The following is a 20,617-nucleotide window of genomic DNA, read 5'->3' as shown; positions in this document are numbered from 1 at the left end:
CGACGATGACGCGTCGATCGGGCTCCGAGCGCGGGTTCGACTACCTGATCGAGTACATCGGCGAGGAACTGGACTTCGAATCGGGCTTTTACAACGACGCCTACATGGACCGGCGGATCACCGCGCGGATGCGCCGGACCGGGACTGACAGTTACCGTGCCTACCGTCGGTTGCTCGAACGCGACGACGGCGAGCGCGAGGAACTGCTGGACTCGCTGTCGATCAACGTCACCGGGTTCTTCCGCAACCCCGAGGCGTGGGAGCGCCTCCGGCCAGTGTTGCGGACGCTGACCGACGAGCACCGACAGGTACGGATCTGGAGCGCCCCCTGCGCGGACGGCCGCGAGCCCTACTCGCTGGCGATGCTGGCGCTGGACGACCGCCGGATCGACGCAGACCGAGTCGAGATCACCGCGACCGACATCAACCGCGACATCCTTCGAACCGCTCGCAAGGGGACCTACGAGACCTCGAAGACGACCGACATCGCCGAGGAACTGGAGCCGCTGTCCGAACTGGAACCCTACATCCAGCAGTCGGGGTCGACCTTTCAGGTCCGAGACTCGGTCCGGGAGATGATCTCCTTCGAGCAGCACGACCTCATCCGCGGGGATCCAAAGCGGGACTTCGACCTCGTGCTCTGTCGGAATCTCCTGATCTACATCGACGCCTCTTACAAGGTTCCCATCTTCGAGACCATCGAAGGCTCGCTCCGCGAGGACGGGTATCTCATGATCGGGATGACCGAGACCATCCCCTCGGAGATGCGCGACGCCTTCGAACCGCACGACAAGTCCCACAGGATCTACCAGAAAGGCTGATGTCACTGTACCAGCTCGAACGCGACGGCGACGTCCAGGAACTCACCCGCGTGCTCCGCGAGAGTGACAATCCCGAGATTCGCCAGCGGGCCGCCACTCTCCTCGGTGGGTTCGCCGACCACGACGATCGCCGAGATATCGTGAGCGCGCTGGTCCAGGCCGCCCAATCGGACGACGACGGCAGCGTGACTGCCGCGGCCGTCGACTCGCTGGAGGAACTGGGTGGCGACGCCATCGAGCAGTTGATCGCCAGCATGGCCGGGATCGACTTCGAGGACGAAGCCGACTGGGTCAAGGCCAAGGCGTTCGTCCGGGCCCTGGACAGCGACGTGCCCGAGTTACGAATGGCTGCCGCCAATGGGCTCGGCCAGTTCGGCGACGCGGACGCCCTCTCGAACGTGGTCGAGGCGTTCGACGACGACGATCATCGTGTCCGGGCTCGTGCTGCCCGGGCCGCGGGTGCGATCGCGGATCCGCGTGCCTGTGACCCGCTCGAGACCTTGCTCGACGATCGGAGTCCCGCGGTGCGACGCGAGGCCGCCGAGGCGCTCGGGCTGATCGGCAACCGACAGGCCCTACAGGCCCTGCTCGGGATGTACGACGACAGCGACGAACGTGTCCGGCGGATCGCTGTCGGCGCGTTCGGTAACTTCGACAACGGCCAGCCGGTCGAGTATCTCGTCGATGCCCTCTCCGACGACGCCGCGACCGTCCGCCGGACCGCCGTCTACTCGCTGATCGAACTGCTCGCGAACGTCCCGACCGAGAAGAGCCACGAGATCCGCGAGGCCATCGTCGACGAACTCTCCGAGACCGACGACGCGACGGTCGTGGTGCCGCTGGTCGAGATCCTCGAAGAGAGCACGCAGGTCGCCCAGCGCCGCAACACCGCCTGGCTCCTGGGCCGGGTCACCGACGGAGAGCACGAGCGTGTGATCGACGCCCTGATCTCGTGTCTGGACGACGAGGATCAGATGACCGGGCAGTTCGCCGCGACGAGTCTCGCGGAGTTCGACGGTGAGACGGTCGAGACCAAGCTGTTGGAGGTCGTTGAGGACGACGAGCAGCCGAGCGACGTCCGTGCGCAGGCGATATTCACATTGGGAAAAGTCGGCGGCGAGCGCTCGCGGGAGGCCCTGGAGTCGATCATCGACGACACCGAGAACGAGCAGGTGCGCAAGCGGGCGTTCTCGGCGCTGTCGAAGCTTGGTGGCCGCGCCAGTGACGTGCTGTGAGACGAACCATTAAGACTGTGACTGTCCAACGTTCGGTGATCGAGCGATGAGCGAGGGCGAGCAGAAACTCGCGGACGCGCAGGGGAAGTTCATGCAGGTCGTCGAAGACGGCCGCAAAGCAAGTGGCGTCGAGTGGCAGCGCTGTCGGCTCTTGCTGTCGACCAAACGCCTGCTCATCCTCACGAACGAGGGCAAACAGACCCTGCCGCTGTCGAAGATCGCGAGCATCAAATCGCGCGGCGACGTCAACGAGGCGATCGCGCAGGTGTCGAGTTACCTCTCGATCCAGATCGGCAAAGACGTCTATCTCGTCTCGGCCACGCAAAGCGAGTCTTTCGAGGAGAAGCTCTACGGCGCGATCCTCGACCAGCGGGTCGTCCTCGTCAAACACCCCGCGGTCAAAGGCGGCGTCGTCCAGGACGCGGGCTGGGAGAAGGCCCGGCTCAAACTCAGCGAGGGGACGGTCGACCTGGCGATCGCTTCGGGCCAGTTCGTCGAGATCGAACGCGACGACGTCGGGACCGTCGAGGTGACCGAACAGGAGGTCCGGGGGAAGCAGCGGCGCGCCGTCGAGATCGAACACTCCGTCGAAGACGCAGTGGTCCAGACGTACGTCTCCGGCGGGAGCCAGGTCGTCGGGGTCCTCGCCGGGCTGGTCCGCCAGCAACAGGAGATCGACGCCGACATCTCCCAGGCCGAACAGGAGGTCCTGATGGCACTGTACTCCGGTGTCTCGCCGTTCAAGATCCCCGAGTTCGTCGGGATGGACGTCGAACAGGTCGAGGAGATCTATAATAATCTGGTCGAAGCAGGGCTGTTGCAGGAAGTCCGCACCCGTCGGGACGTCTCGCTGAAAGCCCGCGGCCGAAACATCGCCAGCGACGTCATCGCGAATCAGTGACTCCACGAGGTGGTTGGTTCCTCGGAATTCTATATTAAATCTACTACTTCAGGAAGATTTATCAGGGGTGCTGGAGAAACGCGAGTCGAGACTAGAGATGGGGTCTGGGTCACGTCGGCGGTCTGAGGCCGACACGAAATCCGAGCGAGGGCGGGGGTCCTCGCGGGGGGATCGAACGACGAACGAGCGGCGGCGATCGTCGAGGTGGAAGCCCGACCGGTCGCGCGAGGCGATGGGTGAGCGCCTGGGCGTGAAAGTGCCCGATGGCGAGACCCGAGCGCGCCTCCAGCGCCTCGAACAGCGCGACGGCACACACAAGGTCAAACAGTGGGCCGCCGAAGGCATGAAAGTCGAGACGATGGGCATTCCGCCGGACATGCAGGCGTTTCGCAAGCGCCAGGCCGAACGTTCCGCGGAGATCCCATATGATATCGAACGGCGCAACAGACACTCGGAGTTGCGCAGCGAAGAGGCGGTCCAGCGGATGGGACCCGCTGGCGAGACAGGAGTCCTCGACTCCGTTCGGGACGTGATTTCGTCGTCCGGGCAGTCACTGGACGCGAGTATCCAGCGCGCGATGGAAGACCGGATGGGGGACTCGCTCGGTGACGTGCGGATCCATACCGGACCGCAGGCCGCGAGTGCGTGTGAGGAGATCAACGCGCGGGCGTTCACGGTCGGGAATCATGTCGCGTTCAATTCCGGTGAGTATGATCCCGAGTCAGCGGAGGGTCAGCACGTTTTGGCGCATGAATTGGCGCACGTTCGCCAGCAGACTGGCGGGGCGGTGTCGATGCTGCCCCAGGAAGACGTTGGACTTGAAATCGATCCCGACCCGGCGTTAGAGCGCGAGGCCGAGGAAACGGCCCAGCGCGTGATGGAAGGTGGCGAGTTGGGCATTCAGCGGATGCGCAAGACCGAGGTACACGTGCAGCGGTACCCGGGAGAAGCGGTCGTCGAGAAGGGCAAGGAACTCCTCGATACGGGAACCGAGAAAGTCGACGACGCCACTTCGAAAACCTACCGCCTGAGCAAAGAGCAACTGGTAGATCTGGTGCAGTCGGTCGAAACGCCGAAAGGGGTCGTCGAGTACATCGAACACCACGATATCGACGTGGCGAGTCGCGTGCAGGACTCGGCCAGCAGCCCGATCAAGGGCGCGACCACCGGAGGCACGAAAGGATGGGCAGCGGGGTCGGCAGTCGCCGGACCGGTTGGCGGCGTGGCTGGCGCCCTCGCTGGCGGAGCCCTCGGAGTCGCTCTGACGACCCAACTCGGCGAAGACATCGCGGGCAAAGTCCAGAAGATCATCCGCAACGTGCTCGGGATGAAGACCGACCAAGAGTTCGACCTCGAAGACGATACCGACTCGAGTCGTTTCGAGGAGGAATAAGCCATGGAAGCAAAAATTATTGGAGATGATGAAAGGGGAATGGGTGTCAGAGTCATCGATAACAATTCAGTGGAGCATACTATCTCAGTTGGATTTGATGGAGAGATTCAAGGGCATGGGCAAGACGGCTACCCCGACAAAGCGGACGAGCGCACACACAACGAGGGTGAACACGTCGGCCACGCTCGAAAGTATGCCCAGTACTACGTCGATCAGGAGACGGACTACGACACACTCCCGTGGGATATCGACGCGGATCGTTTCGAGACGGTTCGGCAGGCGCTCGCGGATCTCTCTGAAGCGGAGATCGAGACGTACTTCGGCGACCTGCTGGAGCAGAGTCTGAGTCACTACGCGGACGACCCTGAGGTCGACATCGGCGAGACGACGCGCCCGGAAGCACTGCCCGACGAGATGGCGGGCGGCGAGGATGCGGTCTTCTACAAGCAAGAGATCTACCTCGACGACGAGGAAAAAATCGAGGCAGTGTCTGGTATTGGGATCACTTACTACGTCGCCAGAGGCGAACGCAAAACGGTCTGGTGCGGTGAGAAACCGGACCGGGACCCAGACGCTCGAGTCGAACTGTTCCCGGCACCACTGGTCGATCCCGTCTCGCTTCGGGATTACCTCGTGTACAACCTCCGCTGTCAGATCCGGGACTGCTATCTCATGATGGGTCTGGAGCCACCTGAAGAGTACCGGGTGCTGGGCCACGGCCAGTATCGCTTCACCGGCAAGTACGATAGCTTCGATCTCTACCCTCCGTATCACGATACCAGTGCGGAGATCCCCGGGTATAGCCACGAGTTCCGCCCGGACCTGCCGATCACCTGGGACGAACTCGGTGGCTTGGTCGATTCGGGAAGCGACCAATCGATCTACGACCAGATCAGGGGCGCGCTGTTCAGCCGCTGAGGGTCGGACCGGGACACTTAGGGGCGCACCGGCCACAGCCAGTCGTATGCTCATCACCGACGCCACGCTGCCGGACGGCCGCACGCGGGACGTCCGGGTCGACGGCGAGACGATCGCCGAGATCGGCGAGACGCTCTCGACCACACCGGACGAGCGGACGGTCGACGGCTCGGGCAAGCGGCTCACCCCGGGGATGATCGACGTCCACGTCCACTTTCGCCAGCCCGGCTACGCCCACAAGGAGACCTGGGAGACCGGAAGTAAGAGCGCCGCCGCGGGCGGCGTGACGACCGTCGTCGACCAGCCAAACACCGATCCGCCGACGATCGACGGCGAGACGTTCGACCAGAAACGCGACTTTGCCGCGGACTCGCTGGTCGACTTCGGGATCAACGGCGGCGTCACCGCCGAGTGGCTGCCCAACATCCTCCTGCGACGCCCACTCTTTGCCCTCGGCGAAGTCTTCCTCGCGGATTCGACCGGGAATATGGGGATCGACGCCGACCTGTTTGCCGACGCGCTCCAGCAAGCGACCGACCGCGAAATCACTGTGACAGTCCACGCCGAGGACGCGACGCGGTTCAACGAGAGCGCGAGAGAGCGCGGGGACGCAGACGCCTGGAGTGCCTACCGCGCCGCCCAGGCCGAGATCGAGGCCGTTCGACGGGCCTGCGAGGTGGCTGGCGAGCACGACGCACGGATACACATCGCTCACACGTCGACGCCCGAGGCGATCGATATCGCCAGCGAGGCGGGCATGACCTGCGAGGTCAGCCCCCACCATCTCTTCCTCTCGCGCAACGACCTGCCCGAACTGGGGACGTTCGGGCGGATGAACCCCCCGCTTCGGCGGGAGAACCGCCGCAAGAAGGTCTTCGAGCGAGTCGCGGACGGGACAGTCGACATGATCGCGACCGACCATGCACCCCACACACGCGAAGAGAAAGACGCCTCCATCTGGGACGCTCCCAGCGGCGTGCCGGGTGTCGAGACGGCGCTGCCGCTGCTGTTGAACGAGGCTCGTGAAGGCACGCTCGGCTACGAGCGCGTCCGGGATCTGACAGCCGCCAATCCCGCGAGCGTCTTCGACATCCCGAACAAGGGGCGGATCGAGGAGGGCTTCGACGCCGATCTGGTGCTGTTCGATCCCGACGAGGTCCGCGAGATCCGCGGCGAGGACACCCACACCAAGTGCGACTGGACGCCATTCGAGGGGATGGACGGGATCTTCCCCGAACTCACGATGGTTCGTGGGACCGTGGTCTACGAGAACAGACGCGAGGAACTGTTCGCCGAGCCCGTGGGACAGAACGTTCGCGAGACGGGCGTTCGCTGATCGAACAGAGAGGCGGGCCGTACAACTGTCGCCGGCCCCTACGGCCGGTATGTCGAGGCGCTCTCGGAGGTCGAGACAGCTGCTCGCGATGACCTGGCGCGACGCCTTTTTCGCGAGCTGGCCCGTCGATCCGTCGGTTGTCGAGCCGACACTACCGGATGGGCTGGCGGCCGACACCGACGAGGAGGGGCAGGCCTGGTTGAGCGTCGTCGGATTCGTGATGGAAGACATCCGCCCTCGATTCGTCCCGTTCGGACTCTCGTTTCCGGAACTCAATCTCCGAACGTACGTCCGCCACCGTGACGACTCGGGGATCTACTTCTACAACCTCGACGCCGACGACCGGATCGGCGTGCCGATCGCACGCCGGCTCTTTCGGCTCCCGTACTACCGGGCCGAGATGGACGTCACCGAACGCGACGGGACGATCTCTTTCGAGAGTCACCGCACGCACGAGGGCGTTTCGCCCGCGGACTTCGAGGCGACGATCGAACCCCGCGCTACTCCCGAGCCGGCCGACCCCGAGTCGACTGAAGCGTTTCTGGTCGAGAACTACCGCTTTTTGGTCGCCGGTGACGGGCGACTCTACTGTGGCGAGATCGATCACGGGCCGTGGGCGGTCCAGCCCGCCGACCTCACGATCGAGGAGAACACGCTGTTCGAGGCGGCGGGTTTCGACCAGCCCGCGGGTGATCCGCTGGTACAGTACTCACCCGGCGTCGAGGTGACCGCGGGCCGTCTTCGGCGGGCCGAACGCAGTTTATAAACCGCAGACGGCCCCAGTGGTCGACAATGACTGACGAACGAGCCGGAGAGCCGGATTCGGGGGCCGAGCCGGAGGGCGAGGACGAACCGGATTCGGGGACCGGAGTCGATTCGCCTGCGGACGGTGTCGACGACTCGCGTGCGGGTGGCGGCGTCGACTCACCCACCGAGCGGGCGGCCAAGCCCGACGAGACGACAGCCGCACCCGACGAGGTGGCCACCTACACGACCGACGAGCGGACGCTCGACTCGCGGGTCCGGTGGCTGTGGATCGGCCGTGCACTGTTGATCGGGCTGGTCGTCGGTGGCGTCGCGACGGCCGTGGCCTTCGGTGTCGACCGGTCGTGGCTGTGGGTCGGTCCGGTCGTTGGCGTCTTCATCGCCGGGCTTGGAGTTACCCACTCGATCCTGCTGTATCGAACCTGGAGCTACGAGGTCCGCGAGGATTCGCTGTTTCTGGATCGCGGCGTGATCACGCGCGTCCAGACCGTCGTGCCCTACGTTCGCGTCCAGCACATCGACACCAGTCGCGGACCGATCGAGCGGTCAGTCGGGCTCTCGACACTCGTGGTCTACACCGCGGGTTCGCGCGGGGCCGACGTGACGATTCCGGGGCTGACGCCGCCGGAGGCCGACGACCTCCAGACGCGACTGAAGCGACTCGCGATCGAGTCCGAGGGTGAGGACGCCGTCTGACCATGCAACTCGATCCACTCTCGATCCCCTACCGGGCGGTCGAACGCGGTCTCCAGGCGGTCATCGGGATCGCCATCGCCGGGATCGCTGGTGCGGGATCGGTCGGCGGTCTCGAAGGGCTCGCGGTCTTCGCCGTGATCGTCGTCGTCGGGATCGCGCTCTCGGTCGGCTGGCAGGTCGCCTACTACCGCCGCTTCGAGTACCGGCTCACCGAGGACACCTTCGACATCGACTCGGGCGTGCTCTCGCGCCGCGCTCGCGAGATTCCCTACGGCCGCATCCAGAACGTCGACATCCGACAGAACGTGATCCAGCGCGTGCTGGGGATCGCCGAGATTCGACTCGAAACCGCGGGCGGCGGCGAGACCGAAGCCCAGCTGCGGTACGTCAGTCTCGACGACGCCGAGACCGTCCAGGAAGAAGTCAGTCGACGCAAGCGTGGCGAGTCCGGCGAGGCCGACGCGGACGAGGTGGCCGTCGAGGAGTCGGCGACGAAGTTGTTCGAACTCACCCCGCGCGAGCTGGTGATCCTGGGGATCGTCTCGATGGACTTGCGGTTGCTCTCGATCCTGGCGATTCCGCTGTCGTTCGCCGGTCCCTCGGTGTTCGCCGAGTTCACGCCCGATGGGCTGACGCTCTTCGTCGTCGTCGCTGGCCTCCTCGCGCTCGTCGTCGCCTCGGCGATCTTCAGCGGGCTGCTCTCGATGGCGCGCTACTACGGGTTCGTCCTCAGCGACCGGGCGGAGGAGTACCGCTACGAACGCGGGCTCTTCCAGCGGTTCAGCGGCTCGATCCCCAAGGACAAGGTCCAGACGATCACGCTCACCGAGAACGTCATCGCCCGGTGGCTGGGCTACGCCAGTCTCTCGATCGAGACGGCTGGCTACGCCGGCGGCAATCAGGGTAGCGGGTCGAGCTCACAGGCGGCGATCCCGGTCGCCGATCGCGAGCGCGTCGTCTCGCTGGCCCACCGGATCGATGATTTCGAAGGCCTGGACTTCGAGCGCCCGCCCAAGCGCGCCCGGGAACGCTACGCAGTCCGGTACTCGCTGGTGGTGGCGTTCTTCGTCGCGGTCGCCTACGGAGTCGTCCGGTTCACCGAACTCTCGTTCCCGTGGTACGCGCTGCTGCTGGGGCTGGTGCTGGTCCCGCCTGCCGCCCATCTCAAGTGGTCTCAGCGCGGGTATCGACTGGAGGACGACCACGTGATCACGCGCAACGGCTTCTGGTCGCGTCGGATCACCATCGTTCCGGCCTACCGGATCCAGACGGTCGTCACGTCGGCGACGGTCTTCCAGCGCCGGCGCAGCCTGGCGACGCTGGTCGTCGACACTGCCGGCACCTACAGCCTGCTCGGTGACGACGCCCAGGCCGTCGACATCGACGCCGACGTGGCCGACGCGCTCCGGGAGGATCTGGCCGAGGACTTGCAGGACGCGATCCTGGCGTATCGCCACGAGCGTGAACAGCGCGATGGTGCGGACGCCGTCGCCACTGCTGGTGACGCCTGATCGGGCGAGCAGTCTTTTCCCGCTTCGCCTCGAAGGTCGTGTATGCTCGTCCGGGAGCTAATGAGTAGCGATGTCGTGACCTGCCCGGTCGGGGCGACGCTGCGGGAGGCGGTCGGCAAGCTCTGTGAGCACGGCGTCGGGTCGGTGATCCTCCTGAGCCCGGAGGGTCATCCAACCGGAATAGTGACCGAGTCGGACGCCCTCCGTGCGGGATACGAGACCGACCGTCCCTTCTCGGAGATTCAGGTATCCGAACTCTCCCACCGTGCGGTCGTGACGGCCGCGCCCGACGAGACCGTCCAGCACGTCGCCCGCCGGATGGCCGACGAGGGCGTCAAGAAAGTCCCCGTGATGGATGATATCGATCTGGTCGGAATCGTCACGCTGACCGATATTGTCTGGCACCTCTCGGACCTCCGCTCGGAGGCCGCCGAGTTCGCCGAGATGGGCCGGGAATGGGGCCCCCACGACTGATAGTGATCGCTGTCGGTCCGTTCCGCATTGACTGCGATTCTGGTCGTCGCGTCGTGGCCGATCACCGGAAGACAGCCGCTGCTGTCCGCGGGAGCGTCATCAGGCGAACGTGAGACGGCCACGAAAAGTTTTTTCAACTTCGAGTTAATATATACAACCGTAATGAGCCGAGACGCCTATCGACTGACCGAACCGGTGTCGGAGTTCCCCGAGGGCGAGATACTCGACGTGACCGCTCGCTTCGGTGACTGGCACGTCGCCGACCTGGAACTGGAACCTCGAAGTGAGTCGCCGCTGTCCCCGAGCAAGCTGGTCGTGACGGAGTCGGACGCTGGATTCAGCGAAGACGAGATCCTCGATCCGACGGCACGGATCGGCGACTGGCACGAGTACGACCTGGCGTTCGAACCGGGGCAGGACGAAACCGACGACCCGACGCGACTCACCGCCGAGGCGTTCGAGGCCGTGGCCGAACCGGTCGAAGCGACCGCGTAGTCACGGACCACAGAAACATTGCCGCTCGCCCCCTCCGACGCGTTGCGTTAGACGGCCGCGCCACCTACGCGCCCGGTCGAACTACCGGCATACGCCACCTACGCGCCCGGTCGAACTACCGGCATACGCCACCTACGCGCCCGGTCGAACTACCGGCATACGCCACCTACGCGCCCGGTCGAACTACCGGCCGCGCCTTCCCTTCGTCTGTCGATAGTCCCGCCCGAGCACGTCGAGCAGGTGGTCGATAATTGCGTCAGTCTGCTTCTCGGACTGGTCGGCGGGTTCGACCATTGGGACGATCTCGAAGCCACGGCCGCGGATGGTCGTGGCGTGTTCGTCCTCGACGTCGAAGTCCTCCGCGCTACGGGTGGTGTACTCCCAGGCCAGCGCTTCGAGGGCGTGCTGGCCGACGGCGACGATGATCTCGGGGTTGATCATCCGCACCTCGCTGTTGAGGTAGGGTTCGCAGTTGGTGAACTCCGCGTCGGTCGGCTTGCGCTCGGGGTGGTGACACCGCGCCGCGTACGTCAGCACGGCGTTTTCGAGGTCTGGTTCGGTCGTCTCTGGCGAGGACTCGGTAAAGCCGGTCGCGTACAGAATCTCGAGCATCGTCTCCCGGTCCGCACCCATGAAGGGAATCCCGACCTCGTCGGCTCCCGAATCGGGAAAGCCGCCGACGAACGCGAACTCCGCGCCGACGTCGCCGTAGCCGTGGACTACGTTCGATCGCGTCTCGGCCAGCTCGGGACAGTTCTCGCAGGTCTCGTCCATCCCGAAGGGATTGAACGGGGAGTCCTGATTGGCGTCCATACCTCCGTGTTCGTCCGAACGTCCAAAACTCGACCGGTCCCTAGACTCTTGTCGGACGATTCCTAAGCTTCGGGAGATGAGCAACAGTACCACGAACGAGATTTTGCAGGGTTTTAGCCGCCGGAGTCTCGCCCGCGTCTGCTATCTCGGGGTCTTCGTCGTCCTCTACTACGGGACAGAGCTGTTCGCCCAGTATCCACTGTTGCAGTGGCTCGGACTGTTCGGTCTCGTCGTCGTCTTCTTCGACGCCGTGATCTGTGCGCGGCGGCGCTGGCGCGTGGTGAAGAGCGAGTTGAGCGAGGACGAAGCCTCGGATCCAGGCTGCTAGTCCTCGTCGACGGTCTCGGCGTGCGTGTCGGCGTCCTCGGGGTCGTTCACAGGACTAGACGGGTGGTAGTCGGTGTCGTACTCGCCGGCCTGCCCGTCGAGTCGGTCGGGGTTGATCCGGCCACCCAGCAGCATGAAGTCCAGCACCTGGCAGTACAGCAGCGCCTCGACGACCGGCACCGCTCGCGGCGGGAGGGTCGGGTCGTGGCGACCGACGACCTGAATCTCCTTTTTCTCGCCGGTTTCCCAGTCCACAGTCTCCTGCTTCTTGGGGATGGAGACCGGCGGGTGCCACGTGACCTCGCCGTAGATGGGCTGGCCGGTCGTGATCCCGCCCTGGATGCCGCCGTGGTCGTTGCCGACGGGAACGGGGTCGCCGTTCTCGTCGAACTCCCAGTCCTCGTTGTAGTCGATCCCGCGCGTGGTCCGGGCCTCCCGGCCGATCCCGTACTCGAAGTCGTTGACCGCCGGGATCGAGTACATGAGCTGGGCCAGCCGCGAGGGGAAGCTGTCGAACCGCGGCGCGCCCAGCCCACGCGGGACACCCCGACACTCGAAGTAGATCGCCCCGCCGATGGAGTCGCCTTCCTTCTGGATCTGATCCGCGAGGTCGCGCATCTCCGCGGCCGTCTCGGGGTCGGCACACCGGACCTCGTTTTCCTCGCTGTGTTCGAGCATCTCTTCGAAGCTGACTTCAGGCGCTTCGATGTCGCCCAGCTGTGAGACGTGGGCTTTGATCCGGACGTCGTACTCGCTCTGTTCGAGGACCTGTTTCGCGATCCCGCCGGCAGCGACCCAGTTGACCGTCTCTCGTGCCGAGGACCGGCCGCCGCCGCCCCAGTTTCGCGTGCCGAACTTTGCGGAGTAGGTGAAATCGCCGTGGGAGGGTCGCGGTGCGGTGACGAACGGTTCGTACTTGCCCGAGCGGGCGTCCTTGTTCTGGATGACCATCCCGATGGGCGTCCCTGTGGTGTAGCCGTCCTGCAGGCCGGACTTGATCGAGACCTTGTCCGGTTCGCCACGGGAGGTGGTGATCATCGACTGGCCGGGTTTGCGCCGGTCGAGGTCTTTCTGGATGTCGTCTTCGTCCAACTCGACGCCGGCCGGCACGCCAGAGACCGTACAACCCATCGCCTCGCCGTGGCTCTCTCCGAAGGTCGTCACCTGGAAGAGCCGACCGAAGCTATTGCCATTCATTATCACTCCGTGGGGGTTGGGTGCATTTGAAACTACCACTTTCCGTTTCTCGGCGCTCCGCCGTTCGCGGCTCCATCGCGGGACTTTTCCACTCGGCTCGACTCGATTCTGTATGACCGACCGATCCGAGTTTCTCGCCGGCGAGCGGCCCGACGACGTCGCGTTCTTCCTGCACGACGACGCCGTCGACAACATCGACGCGCTCGAGGACTACGCCGAATCCGTCGCCGACGGCGTGGTGCTGGTCTTGCCCGGTGAGCAAGGGCGGAGTGCCTTCCAGAAGGCCGCCGGTATCGACCCGATGGAGCTGGCCCAGCAGGCCATGGAGACCGAGGGGACCATCGACGCCGAGCTGACGGGTGGCTTCTGTCCGGCCGAAGACGACGAGCCCGAGGCGAATCACACTGCGCGGATCGTCTTCGCGTTCGCCCAGGAACGGACCGAAGAGGCTGGTGGGATCTACGCCGAGGGCGACGTGATTCACGCCTACGCGGTCTGTACCTGCGGTGAACGGTATTCGGACAAGTGGGTCGTCGGGGATCGCGAGTAGATTCTGATTGGACAGCAGATTCTGATTTTTCCGTTGGCGCGTACGGTCACGACCTCGTGTCGTGACACACTCATGCGAGGGACGAACGAGCCGTAGGCGAGTGAGTCAGCTGGGGAAGATGTGGCTGAATTCGGGCGGGACTTTCTGGATGGTCATCTCTGAGGCAGTGTCCCAGAAAGCCCCCATCTTCTCGACTCCCAGGACTCGCTGCGCTCCTCGTCGTTTCACTCCTGCGGTGCTTACGTCGTCCGGGTTCGTCGAGGAGATGGCCCCTTTCAGTCCCACCCCACACGTACCGCAACAGCACCACACCCCCCCAGCCGATTCGCTCAGTCGTTTGACTCCTTCGCTCATCCCTCGCACAATGTCGGCTCGACACAGGGTCGAGCCAGCGCGCGCCTCAAATCCTTATTGGTCACTATCGTCGAGGCCGTCGACGGCTTCTTCGGTCGCGTCCTCGTTCTCCCAGTCTAGTCGCCGAAATCCATCCACGATCGCTTGCTTCGCCACCGCTCCCCGGGTCGTCCAGTGGTGGGCGTAGTCGAGCATGTCGTCGTAGACGTCCGGTTTACACCCTGCCGCGCGCGGATGGCCGCCGCCGTTGACCTGTTCGGCGACCTCGTGACAGCGCTCGAAGCCCTCGGTCCCGCGGAGACTCGCGCTGCCGGCGGGCTTGACGATCACGGCGGCGTCGGCACCCTGCTCGCGGAGGGCTTCGGCGACTTCGTTCTGCGAGCACCGACCGTAGGTCACGCCGACGGTCCAGGGACCGACCTCCCGCAATTGAGCGCGCTCGACGGCCTTCTCGATGAGGGCCTCCTTCTCGACGCGGCGCTCGGCCAGAAAGTCCTGAGCAGCGGGCGAGAGGTCCGCGCCGTGTTCCGTGACGACTTCGAGGTACTCCTCGGGCTCGCTCCAGTGTGAGAAGTCGGCCAGATCGTCGCTGCGGGGATCGTCGCGGATCCAGAGATCGTGATCACGCGTCGCGGCCACGAGATCGACGAGCACGTCGTCGAACTCGGCGTCGAGTTCGCGCAGGGCGACGTCCGCGGAGCACTCCTCGTCTGACTCGCCGACGACGAGATCGACGCCCGATTCTTCGACCAACGCGGCGAGGTCGTCGTTCCACTGGTGGTGGTCGAACCACCGGACCGAGCCCGCTCGCTCGGCCAGATTCGGGAGTGCAGCCAGATCGGATTCCCGGTCGGGACAGAGGTCACAGACGTAGACGTCGGCGTCGGTCTCCAGATACTCCGCGACCCAGGCGAGTCGTCGTTCGAGGTCGTGGGGACTGGCGGGGACGAGCGCGGCCTCGCCGTGGGCGGCCCGCACCAGCGCGACGCAGGCAAGGCCGTCGGCGTCCGGGTCGGCGACGACGACCGTCTCCGCGCCCGCAAGCGACTCGGCGGCTTCCTGTTCTCGCTGGGCTTGCTGGACGTCGTCGGGGCGGAAGAAGCCCTCGCCCGGGAGGACCGATTTGCGTTCGAGCGAGAGCCGATCGCTGTCGATGAGCCATTCGTCCATCGCTCAGGCCTCCAGATCCGCCGGGTCTGGAACTGCTCCATCCTCGCCGGCTTCGAGTTGTCGGGCGGTCAGGACGGGCACGGGCGAGCGCCGGACGACGGCTTCGGCGACGCTACCCAGGAGGAAGGAATGTTCGCCGTGGCGACCGCGGGTCCCGGTCGCGACGAGGTCGGCGTCGACGTCCTCGGCGTAGGCACAGATCTCTGTGGCGGGCGTTCCATCTCGGACGGCCGTCTGGACGTCGTCGGCCCGCGATTCGATTTCGCCGAGCGCCTCCTCGGCCTGTTCGTGCAGTGCGTCTTGGAGGTCGTCGCGGACGCGGTCGGGCGCGGCCTCGACCTCGGTTTCGTCGACGACGTACAGTGCGTGGACTGTGGCGTCGAAGCGCTCGGCGAGGTCCAGCGCGACCGTGACGGCCCGCTCGACGCTCTTGGAGCCGTCTGTCGCGAGGACGATCGTGTCGAACATGTACTCACCTATCGTGGGTCCGAGGTATAAATGGGCAGGAGAACGTCGCGGGTGTCTGCTGACGAGCGGCGAGCGGGCACGTCGAACCGGCGGTGATCGGCTCGGTGGCTTTTTGCCGGCGCCGGTCGCAGGACTACTCGATGGCCGTCGAAATCGAAACGGTGCTGGTCCCAGTCGACGGGACGTCCGAGGCAGAACGCGCCGTCGAGTATGCCGTCGCGGTCGCACAGCGGTACGACGCGGGCGTGCACGTCTTGCACGTCGTCGGCGAGTCGGTCGCCAGAGGCGTCCAGCACGGTGCGATCGACGCCGACGACGTCGCCGACGACCACCAGGCGTTCATGGACACTGTCCGCGGGTACGCAAACGGTGTCCCGGTGACCCAGTCAGTTGCACTCGGATTCTCCGCGACAAAACTCACCCAGCACCCCGTCGGCGTCGTCCTCGACACCGCCGACGAGATCGGCGCGGATTTCGTCGTCGTCCCGCGCGAGTCCGTCCGCGAACAGCCCACCGCCATGCTCGGCAAGGTCGCCCAGTACGTTCTCTCCTACGCCAGCCAGCCCGTCCTGTCAGTCTAAGCGAGGTCTGTTCAGTCGAGGCGGATCGTCATCTCGATCTCGAAGCTCTCGGTGTCACAGATCTCGAAGCCGACCTTCTGATAGAGCGCGATCGCGGCCTTGTTCCAGCGCTCGACGGTCAGCCAGACCTTTTCGAGTCCCTCGCGCTGGCCGTGGCCGAGCAGCGTCGCGATGAGTTCGGTTCCGATCCCGGCCCCTTGGTACTCGCTGAGGACGAAGATCGCCAGCTCGTGCTCGCCCTCCCGATCGGCGACCAGCATCGTGTGACCGACTGCGTCCCCGTCGTGCCAGGCGATCGCGTTCAGATTCTCCGCCTCCAGCACCGTCTCCAGCCAGTTCTCGATGGCGTACTCCTTGACGGGCGGGATCCCCTGGGCCCGGTCGGCAGGGTCGAACGCCTCGTACATCGACAGCAGCGTCTCGCGGTCGTCGCGGTCGGCTGCCCGGAGGTCGATCTCACGGCCGTCCCGATCCGTGATCGTCCGCGGCGGTCGCGGGAACGTCCCGGCCGCCTCGTCGGGATAGGTTCGGTTGCTCGTCATCTGATGAGTGTCACCGGCGTTTCGGCGTTGAGGACGACGAACTCCGCGACGCTGCCCAGCTGGATCTTCCCGAGCGCGCTCCGACTCCCACCGGCGACGACCAATCTGTCGAAGTCCTCGCCGTCGGCGAGTTCGACCAGTGCACCGCCGACGTGGCCCTCCAGGCGTCGGACGGCGGCGTCGATCCCGGCGTCGGCGAGTTCGGCCCGGACCTGTGATTCGATGTCTTCGAGCGGGTCGCCGACAGCGTCGTCGTCGTAGATCGCGACCGTCAGCGAGTCGCCGGCGGCCGCCGCTCGCTCGACGGTCTGCCGGAGGGCCTCCCACGATAGTTCGCCCCCGCTGTGGCCCAGCAGCACCTTCATAGCTCTGCTGTCGTCGTCCGGCGGGTTAAATCTCTGGATCGAATCGCCGACCGAACGACATAGGCGTCTCCACTCCGAACGGTACGGTATGCACCGACTCGGTCGTCTCGCGACCCTGGTGATCCTGCTGGCGCTGGTCGTGTGGGGATCGACCACCGCGCTGCCGGGGCTGGTCGACGCGAGCGAGGGCGACGACTTCCGCCCCGACTGTGAGTACACCTACCTCGTCTTCGAGGTCACAGACCCGACTGACGACGAGCGCGCGTCGGCGATCGCCTACGAGAACCTCTCGGATGCCCGGCGGACAGCGTTCGACACGTACCTCGACACCGGCGACGGGGCAGCCGAACTCGACGTCGCCCTCTGGAACCGCCTCTACGAACGACCCGAGCCGATCCACTACGTCGCCTACGACGGGACGTTCTACCGGGCCAAGCCCCTCCTCCAGAAGTGTTCGTCCTGGGAGCGCTACGGCAACGGGACGATCCCCTGATACCGCTCCGGCGGCGACACGCTTTTTCACCGGGCCCACCCACTGCTACCAATGACAGACGACGAGCAGTCCGCCGAGCAGACCGACCCCGGCGAGACCGAGAGCCAGCCACCCGAAAACTCGACGGCCACGGCAGCCGAACCCGACGAGCGCGCCCCGTCGGACGACTCCACAGCTGCGGCGGCGGAGTCCTCCTCACCGGACGACGCTCCCGGGGACGCCGAGAGAGCAGCCGATTCCGCGGCTGAGCGGGACGTGCCTGAAGACGTGCAGAAGTACGAGCGATTCACGAAGATCGAGAGCGGGACCTACGACCGCGCGAACGACTTCCTGCGCGAGCGAACCTACATCACCGCTCGGGAGTGGGCCATCGCGCGGCTCTGTGCGGACTTCCGGACCGAGACAGGTGTGGAGATGACCAAGATCGGCGAGAATCTGCCCGAACTCGTCCCGTTCATGACCGACACCTACACGCCCCAGGCGGTCAATCAGGCCCGCGCGTCCTTCGAGGAGAAAGTGCGGAAAGCGGGTGCGACCTTCCTCTACGGCGCGATGTGTGACTTCTTCACCGCGGAGGAACTGGACGACGTGATGTACGAGGCAACCGAGGTCGCGAAGTTTCTGCTGGAAGTCGAGGGGGTCGATCTCTCGGTCGAGGAAGAGTTAGAGGCCGAGGACCGGATCTCGAGCGTGATGCGCGACGTTCGCGAGCACTCGGCGGCGCTGCGTCACGACGAGGTGTGTTGTCCCGAATGTGGCCACGAGTTCGAAGCGGGAGAGTAGGCCACCGAAGACCGCGAAGCGTGTCTGAGTTCGTAGTCTCACGGTTCGGAGAGGCAGGAGAGTAGCGCCATCGAGGCCCTCGTGGCCGAGAACTCTTCTCCACTGCCGAGTGAGGCCGGTGAGTAGGGCGAGGCGAACGAAGTGAGGCTCGCCAGAGACGAACGGCGAAGCCGTGAGTCAGGCCATCGAGGCCCTCGTGGCCGAACACTCGTGTTCACACCCACAGTTTAGTGCGTGCCAGCCGACCGTTCAGGTATGGACTTCCGCGTCATCCAGGGGGACATCGCGGCACAGTCGGCGGACGTGCTGGTCAACGCCGCCAACACCAGCCTGCGGATGGGGTCGGGCGTCGCGGGCGCGCTCAAACGCGCGGCCGGCAGCGGCCTCCCCAAAGAAGCGGTCGCGAAGGGACCAGTCGATCTCGGCGCCGTCGCCGCGACTGACGCCTACGACCTCGACGCCGAGTGGGTCATCCACGCCGCGGCGATGCCCGCGGGCGGACAGGCCACAGCCGAGAGTATCCGCGAGGCCACGCGGAACACGCTCCAGACTGCCGACGAACTCGACGCCGAATCGCTCGTCATGCCCGCGCTGGGCTGTGGGATCGCCGGCTTCGACCTCGACGATGGCGGTCGAATCATCGCCGAGGAGATCGCCGGCTTCGACCCTGTCTCGCTGAGGGACGTGGCGTTGATCGCCTACAGCGACGAGGACTACGAGGTCCTCCAGCGCGTGGCCGCGTCGGTCGAGTGACCTACTCGTGCCCGGAGATCGGGACGGGTTCGTAGGGGTCTTCGAGATAGGCCTGCTCGCTCGCCGTGAGGTCTATCTCCAGGGCTTCGACGGCGTCTTCGAGGTGTTCGACGCTCGTCGTCCCGACGATGGGCGCGTCGACGGCCTCCTGGTGCAACAGCCACGAGAGGGCTATCTGTGCCATCGTGACGCCTTTCTCGGCCGCTAACTCGGCGACACGCTCGTTGATCTCGCGGCCGCCGCCCTCGAAGTAGGGGTGTTCGCGGGCGTAGTCGTCGCTCTGGCCGCGGGTCGTCGCGTCGAACTCCTCGTGCGGGCGTGTGAGATAGCCTCGCGCGAGCGGACTCCAGGGGATGACGCCGACGTCTGCCTTCTCACAGAGCGGCAGCATCTCGCGTTCCTCCTCGCGATAGAGGAGGTTGTAGTGGTTCTGCATCGTCTGGAATCGCTCTAAACTGTGGCGTTCGCTGGTGTGCAGCGCCTCGGCGAACTGGTGGGCGTACATCGAGGAGGTGCCGACGTGGCGGGCCTGCCCGCGGCGGACGGCGTCGTCCAGCGCTCGCATGGTCGTCTCGATCGGCGTGTCGTCATCCCAGCGGTGGGTCTGATAGAGGTCGACGGTGTCCATCCCCAATCTGTCGAGGGAGTTCGACAACTCCTGCTCGATAGCCTTCCGGGAGAGGCCGCCGGAGTTGGGATCGTCCTCGTCCATCTGGAAGTAGCCTTTCGTGGCGACGACCTGCCCGTCGCGGTCGTACTCCGCGAGGACGTTTCCGAGGACCCGCTCGCTCTCGCCCTCAGAGTACATGTTGGCGGTGTCGAAGAAGTTGATCCCCAGGTCGATCGCGCGCTCGATGATCTCGCGACTCTCCGCTTCGTCGAGGACCCACTCGCGCCACTCGGGCGTGCCGAAACTCATACAGCCCAGACAGATGCGGCTGACTTCGATCCCCGTGGATCCGAGTGTCGTATACTCCATACCGGAACGGTGGGCGGCGAGGCGAAAAACCTCCCGGCTACGCGAAGCAGGCGAGTCCGTCGCCGTTCTCCCAGGGGTCGGGATCGAGACTCTCGGGGGTGAGTTGGCTCTGCCCCTTCGTTTCGGCGCGGACGACCCTCGACGGGTCGACGTAGTAGGTGACGAAGACCTGCGGCGAGTCGTAGATGGCTCCGGGACCATCGTCGTCGAGTACCTGGCCGCCGTAGACGGTTTTCAGTCGGACGACTGCGCCACCCGGTGGCGCGTCGTAGGTCCACGTCTCGGTGACGCCACCGCTGTACTCGCGGAGTGGCCCCTTTTCGAGGATCTCGTAGTTCCGCCGATAGGCCTCCTCGAAGCGCGTGACGTAGTCGACCGCGCTATCTTCGAGCGGCGACGGCGGCTCGCCAGGGTAGTCGACCGGCTGTACTGTGTTCTCGTCGGGCTGTCTCGGTGGGATCGGTCGGGAGACGTTCGAGCAGTCGACGTCGGGCGGCTCCCGCTCCGCCAGAGGCCGTGCGGTCGGTGTCGTCTCCGGGCTGGACCCGGAACCGCCGAGACAGCCAGTCACTGCTATCGAGAGGGCCGAACCGCCGAGCGCGAGGACTGATCGTCGTCGCATCTGTACCTGTCTCTATGGGTATCTCGTGGTATAATCTTCTGAAGACCACAGCGATGATTGAACCTATCCGCTGGT

25 protein-coding genes are annotated in these 20,617 nt (G+C 65.3%); 17 read left to right on the top strand and 8 right to left on the bottom strand.

The features are described from left to right. The first annotated feature begins 5 nt into the window (after window positions 1-5). The 11 genes from DV733_RS04775 (at window position 6) to DV733_RS04720 (ending at window position 10,545) form a co-directional block, all read left to right on the top strand. A complete protein-coding gene (locus tag DV733_RS04775; RefSeq protein ID WP_049994050.1) occupies window positions 6-821 on the top strand; it encodes a CheR family methyltransferase in 816 nt (271 codons plus the stop codon). Continuing rightward, window positions 821-2,056 carry a HEAT repeat domain-containing protein gene (locus tag DV733_RS04770; RefSeq protein ID WP_049994049.1) on the top strand — a complete coding sequence of 412 codons (1,236 nt, stop codon included), beginning with the start codon at window positions 821-823 and terminating at the stop codon, window positions 2,054-2,056. Before DV733_RS04775 ends, DV733_RS04770 begins: the two co-directional genes overlap by 1 nt. 46 nt (window positions 2,057-2,102) lie before the next feature. Then, window positions 2,103-2,957: a CheF family chemotaxis protein gene (locus DV733_RS04765; RefSeq protein WP_049994048.1), complete on the top strand. Its 855-nt coding sequence runs from the start codon at window positions 2,103-2,105 to the stop codon at window positions 2,955-2,957. A gap of 232 nt (window positions 2,958-3,189) precedes the next feature. After that, window positions 3,190-4,350, top strand: a complete 1,161-nt coding sequence (locus DV733_RS04755; protein ID WP_237560485.1) for an eCIS core domain-containing protein — start codon at window positions 3,190-3,192, stop codon at window positions 4,348-4,350. A gap of 3 nt (window positions 4,351-4,353) precedes the next feature. Beyond that, on the top strand, window positions 4,354-5,268 hold the full coding sequence (locus DV733_RS04750; RefSeq protein ID WP_049994047.1) for a hypothetical protein: 915 nt from the start codon (window positions 4,354-4,356) through the stop codon (window positions 5,266-5,268). 46 nt (window positions 5,269-5,314) lie between these two features. Continuing rightward, a complete protein-coding gene (locus DV733_RS04745) occupies window positions 5,315-6,604 on the top strand; it encodes a dihydroorotase (RefSeq protein ID WP_049994046.1) in 1,290 nt (429 codons plus the stop codon). 88 nt (window positions 6,605-6,692) lie between these two features. Beyond that, entirely contained in the window at window positions 6,693-7,370 is a 678-nt protein-coding gene (locus DV733_RS04740) for a YqjF family protein (protein WP_237560484.1), read from the top strand. A gap of 212 nt (window positions 7,371-7,582) precedes the next feature. Beyond that, window positions 7,583-8,065: a PH domain-containing protein gene (locus DV733_RS04735; RefSeq protein WP_049994323.1), complete on the top strand. Its 483-nt coding sequence runs from the start codon at window positions 7,583-7,585 to the stop codon at window positions 8,063-8,065. Window positions 8,066-8,067: 2 nt separating this feature from the next. Then, window positions 8,068-9,576 (top strand): PH domain-containing protein, encoded by a 1,509-nt coding sequence (locus DV733_RS04730; RefSeq protein WP_049994044.1) that lies wholly within the window; start codon window positions 8,068-8,070, stop codon window positions 9,574-9,576. 42 nt (window positions 9,577-9,618) lie between these two features. Then, a complete protein-coding gene (locus DV733_RS04725) occupies window positions 9,619-10,050 on the top strand; it encodes a CBS domain-containing protein (RefSeq protein WP_049994043.1) in 432 nt (143 codons plus the stop codon). A 162-nt stretch (window positions 10,051-10,212) separates the two neighbouring features. Further along, the gene (locus tag DV733_RS04720; RefSeq protein WP_049994042.1) at window positions 10,213-10,545 is read left to right on the top strand and encodes a hypothetical protein; all 333 of its coding nucleotides are present in this window, start codon (window positions 10,213-10,215) and stop codon (window positions 10,543-10,545) included. A 183-nt stretch (window positions 10,546-10,728) separates the two neighbouring features. Here DV733_RS04720 and DV733_RS04715 read toward each other — a convergent pair whose 3' ends face one another. Continuing rightward, window positions 10,729-11,358 (bottom strand): uracil-DNA glycosylase, encoded by a 630-nt coding sequence (locus DV733_RS04715; protein WP_049994041.1) that lies wholly within the window; start codon window positions 11,356-11,358, stop codon window positions 10,729-10,731. A 76-nt stretch (window positions 11,359-11,434) separates the two neighbouring features. Between DV733_RS04715 and DV733_RS04710 the strand changes: the two genes are divergently transcribed. Beyond that, the gene (locus tag DV733_RS04710) at window positions 11,435-11,686 is read left to right on the top strand and encodes a hypothetical protein (protein WP_049994040.1); all 252 of its coding nucleotides are present in this window, start codon (window positions 11,435-11,437) and stop codon (window positions 11,684-11,686) included. Here the strand turns inward: DV733_RS04710 and aroC are convergent. Beyond that, window positions 11,683-12,882, bottom strand: coding sequence for a chorismate synthase (gene aroC / locus DV733_RS04705; protein ID WP_049994039.1), 1,200 nt, complete (start codon window positions 12,880-12,882; stop codon window positions 11,683-11,685). The two genes, DV733_RS04710 and aroC, sit on opposite strands and share 4 nt — an antisense overlap. A 112-nt stretch (window positions 12,883-12,994) precedes the next feature. On the opposite strand from aroC, the gene DV733_RS04700 reads away from it, so the two are divergent. After that, a complete protein-coding gene (locus DV733_RS04700) occupies window positions 12,995-13,432 on the top strand; it encodes a DUF5807 family protein (RefSeq protein WP_049994038.1) in 438 nt (145 codons plus the stop codon). A gap of 408 nt (window positions 13,433-13,840) precedes the next feature. Here the strand turns inward: DV733_RS04700 and DV733_RS04695 are convergent, their stop codons facing one another. After that, window positions 13,841-14,956, bottom strand: coding sequence for a DHH family phosphoesterase (locus DV733_RS04695; protein ID WP_049994037.1), 1,116 nt, complete (start codon window positions 14,954-14,956; stop codon window positions 13,841-13,843). A gap of 3 nt (window positions 14,957-14,959) precedes the next feature. Continuing rightward, on the bottom strand, window positions 14,960-15,424 hold the full coding sequence (locus DV733_RS04690) for a universal stress protein (RefSeq protein ID WP_049994036.1): 465 nt from the start codon (window positions 15,422-15,424) through the stop codon (window positions 14,960-14,962). Between the two features lie 140 nt (window positions 15,425-15,564). Between DV733_RS04690 and DV733_RS04685 the strand changes: the two genes are divergently transcribed. Continuing rightward, window positions 15,565-16,005 (top strand): universal stress protein, encoded by a 441-nt coding sequence (locus tag DV733_RS04685; RefSeq protein WP_049994035.1) that lies wholly within the window; start codon window positions 15,565-15,567, stop codon window positions 16,003-16,005. 11 nt (window positions 16,006-16,016) lie between these two features. Here DV733_RS04685 and DV733_RS04680 read toward each other — a convergent pair whose 3' ends face one another. Together DV733_RS04680 and DV733_RS04675 are read right to left on the bottom strand one after the other, a co-directional pair. Continuing rightward, window positions 16,017-16,547 carry a GNAT family N-acetyltransferase gene (locus DV733_RS04680; RefSeq protein WP_049994034.1) on the bottom strand — a complete coding sequence of 177 codons (531 nt, stop codon included), beginning with the start codon at window positions 16,545-16,547 and terminating at the stop codon, window positions 16,017-16,019. Next, complete coding sequence (locus tag DV733_RS04675; protein ID WP_049994033.1) at window positions 16,544-16,912, bottom strand: universal stress protein; 369 nt, start codon at window positions 16,910-16,912, stop codon at window positions 16,544-16,546. Before DV733_RS04675 ends, DV733_RS04680 begins: the two co-directional genes overlap by 4 nt. Before the next feature lie 88 nt (window positions 16,913-17,000). Here DV733_RS04675 and DV733_RS04670 point away from each other — a divergent pair, with 88 nt between their 5' ends. The 3 genes from DV733_RS04670 to DV733_RS04660 all read left to right on the top strand — a co-directional run bounded on the left by DV733_RS04670 (window position 17,001) and on the right by DV733_RS04660 (window position 18,941). Next, window positions 17,001-17,405 carry a hypothetical protein gene (locus DV733_RS04670; protein WP_049994032.1) on the top strand — a complete coding sequence of 135 codons (405 nt, stop codon included), beginning with the start codon at window positions 17,001-17,003 and terminating at the stop codon, window positions 17,403-17,405. Between the two features lie 51 nt (window positions 17,406-17,456). Then, window positions 17,457-18,188, top strand: coding sequence for a DUF5806 family protein (locus DV733_RS04665; protein WP_049994031.1), 732 nt, complete (start codon window positions 17,457-17,459; stop codon window positions 18,186-18,188). A 255-nt stretch (window positions 18,189-18,443) separates the two neighbouring features. Next, a complete protein-coding gene (locus DV733_RS04660) occupies window positions 18,444-18,941 on the top strand; it encodes a macro domain-containing protein (protein WP_049994030.1) in 498 nt (165 codons plus the stop codon). A 1-nt stretch (window position 18,942) separates the two neighbouring features. Here the strand turns inward: DV733_RS04660 and DV733_RS04655 are convergent, their stop codons facing one another. Together DV733_RS04655 and DV733_RS04650 are read right to left on the bottom strand one after the other, a co-directional pair. Beyond that, entirely contained in the window at window positions 18,943-19,920 is a 978-nt protein-coding gene (locus DV733_RS04655; RefSeq protein WP_049994029.1) for an aldo/keto reductase, read from the bottom strand. 37 nt (window positions 19,921-19,957) lie between these two features. After that, window positions 19,958-20,542 (bottom strand): hypothetical protein, encoded by a 585-nt coding sequence (locus DV733_RS04650; RefSeq protein ID WP_049994028.1) that lies wholly within the window; start codon window positions 20,540-20,542, stop codon window positions 19,958-19,960. Between the last annotated feature and the right edge of the window lie 75 nt (window positions 20,543-20,617).

Origin of the sequence: Halapricum salinum, assembly GCF_004799665.1 — an archaeon.
Taxonomy (GTDB): domain Archaea; phylum Halobacteriota; class Halobacteria; order Halobacteriales; family Haloarculaceae; genus Halapricum; species Halapricum salinum.
The sequence above is the reverse complement of the archived record's forward strand: the minus strand, read 5'-3'. Positions and strand labels throughout refer to the sequence as shown.

Bases quoted from the DNA above. Each gene is read 5' to 3' on its own strand.
- DV733_RS04700 (WP_049994038.1), top strand. From the start codon at position 12,995: ATGACCGACCGATCCGAGTTTCTCGCCGGCGAGCGGCCCGACGACGTC.
- DV733_RS04650 (WP_049994028.1), bottom strand. From the start codon at position 20,542: ATGCGACGACGATCAGTCCTCGCGCTCGGCGGTTCGGCCCTCTCGATA.
- DV733_RS04675 (WP_049994033.1), bottom strand. From the start codon at position 16,912: ATGAAGGTGCTGCTGGGCCACAGCGGGGGCGAACTATCGTGGGAGGCC.
- aroC (WP_049994039.1), bottom strand. From the start codon at position 12,882: ATGAATGGCAATAGCTTCGGTCGGCTCTTCCAGGTGACGACCTTCGGA.
- DV733_RS04765 (WP_049994048.1), top strand. From the start codon at position 2,103: ATGAGCGAGGGCGAGCAGAAACTCGCGGACGCGCAGGGGAAGTTCATG.
- DV733_RS04730 (WP_049994044.1), top strand. From the start codon at position 8,068: ATGCAACTCGATCCACTCTCGATCCCCTACCGGGCGGTCGAACGCGGT.
- DV733_RS04710 (WP_049994040.1), top strand. From the start codon at position 11,435: ATGAGCAACAGTACCACGAACGAGATTTTGCAGGGTTTTAGCCGCCGG.
- DV733_RS04690 (WP_049994036.1), bottom strand. From the start codon at position 15,424: ATGTTCGACACGATCGTCCTCGCGACAGACGGCTCCAAGAGCGTCGAG.
- DV733_RS04720 (WP_049994042.1), top strand. From the start codon at position 10,213: ATGAGCCGAGACGCCTATCGACTGACCGAACCGGTGTCGGAGTTCCCC.
- DV733_RS04715 (WP_049994041.1), bottom strand. From the start codon at position 11,358: ATGGACGCCAATCAGGACTCCCCGTTCAATCCCTTCGGGATGGACGAG.
- DV733_RS04770 (WP_049994049.1), top strand. From the start codon at position 821: ATGTCACTGTACCAGCTCGAACGCGACGGCGACGTCCAGGAACTCACC.
- DV733_RS04695 (WP_049994037.1), bottom strand. From the start codon at position 14,956: ATGGACGAATGGCTCATCGACAGCGATCGGCTCTCGCTCGAACGCAAA.
- DV733_RS04685 (WP_049994035.1), top strand. From the start codon at position 15,565: ATGGCCGTCGAAATCGAAACGGTGCTGGTCCCAGTCGACGGGACGTCC.
- DV733_RS04755 (WP_237560485.1), top strand. From the start codon at position 3,190: ATGGGTGAGCGCCTGGGCGTGAAAGTGCCCGATGGCGAGACCCGAGCG.
- DV733_RS04680 (WP_049994034.1), bottom strand. From the start codon at position 16,547: ATGACGAGCAACCGAACCTATCCCGACGAGGCGGCCGGGACGTTCCCG.
- DV733_RS04670 (WP_049994032.1), top strand. From the start codon at position 17,001: ATGCACCGACTCGGTCGTCTCGCGACCCTGGTGATCCTGCTGGCGCTG.
- DV733_RS04665 (WP_049994031.1), top strand. From the start codon at position 17,457: ATGACAGACGACGAGCAGTCCGCCGAGCAGACCGACCCCGGCGAGACC.
- DV733_RS04750 (WP_049994047.1), top strand. From the start codon at position 4,354: ATGGAAGCAAAAATTATTGGAGATGATGAAAGGGGAATGGGTGTCAGA.
- DV733_RS04655 (WP_049994029.1), bottom strand. From the start codon at position 19,920: ATGGAGTATACGACACTCGGATCCACGGGGATCGAAGTCAGCCGCATC.
- DV733_RS04660 (WP_049994030.1), top strand. From the start codon at position 18,444: ATGGACTTCCGCGTCATCCAGGGGGACATCGCGGCACAGTCGGCGGAC.
- DV733_RS04740 (WP_237560484.1), top strand. From the start codon at position 6,693: ATGACCTGGCGCGACGCCTTTTTCGCGAGCTGGCCCGTCGATCCGTCG.
- DV733_RS04775 (WP_049994050.1), top strand. From the start codon at position 6: ATGACGCGTCGATCGGGCTCCGAGCGCGGGTTCGACTACCTGATCGAG.
- DV733_RS04725 (WP_049994043.1), top strand. From the start codon at position 9,619: ATGCTCGTCCGGGAGCTAATGAGTAGCGATGTCGTGACCTGCCCGGTC.
- DV733_RS04745 (WP_049994046.1), top strand. From the start codon at position 5,315: ATGCTCATCACCGACGCCACGCTGCCGGACGGCCGCACGCGGGACGTC.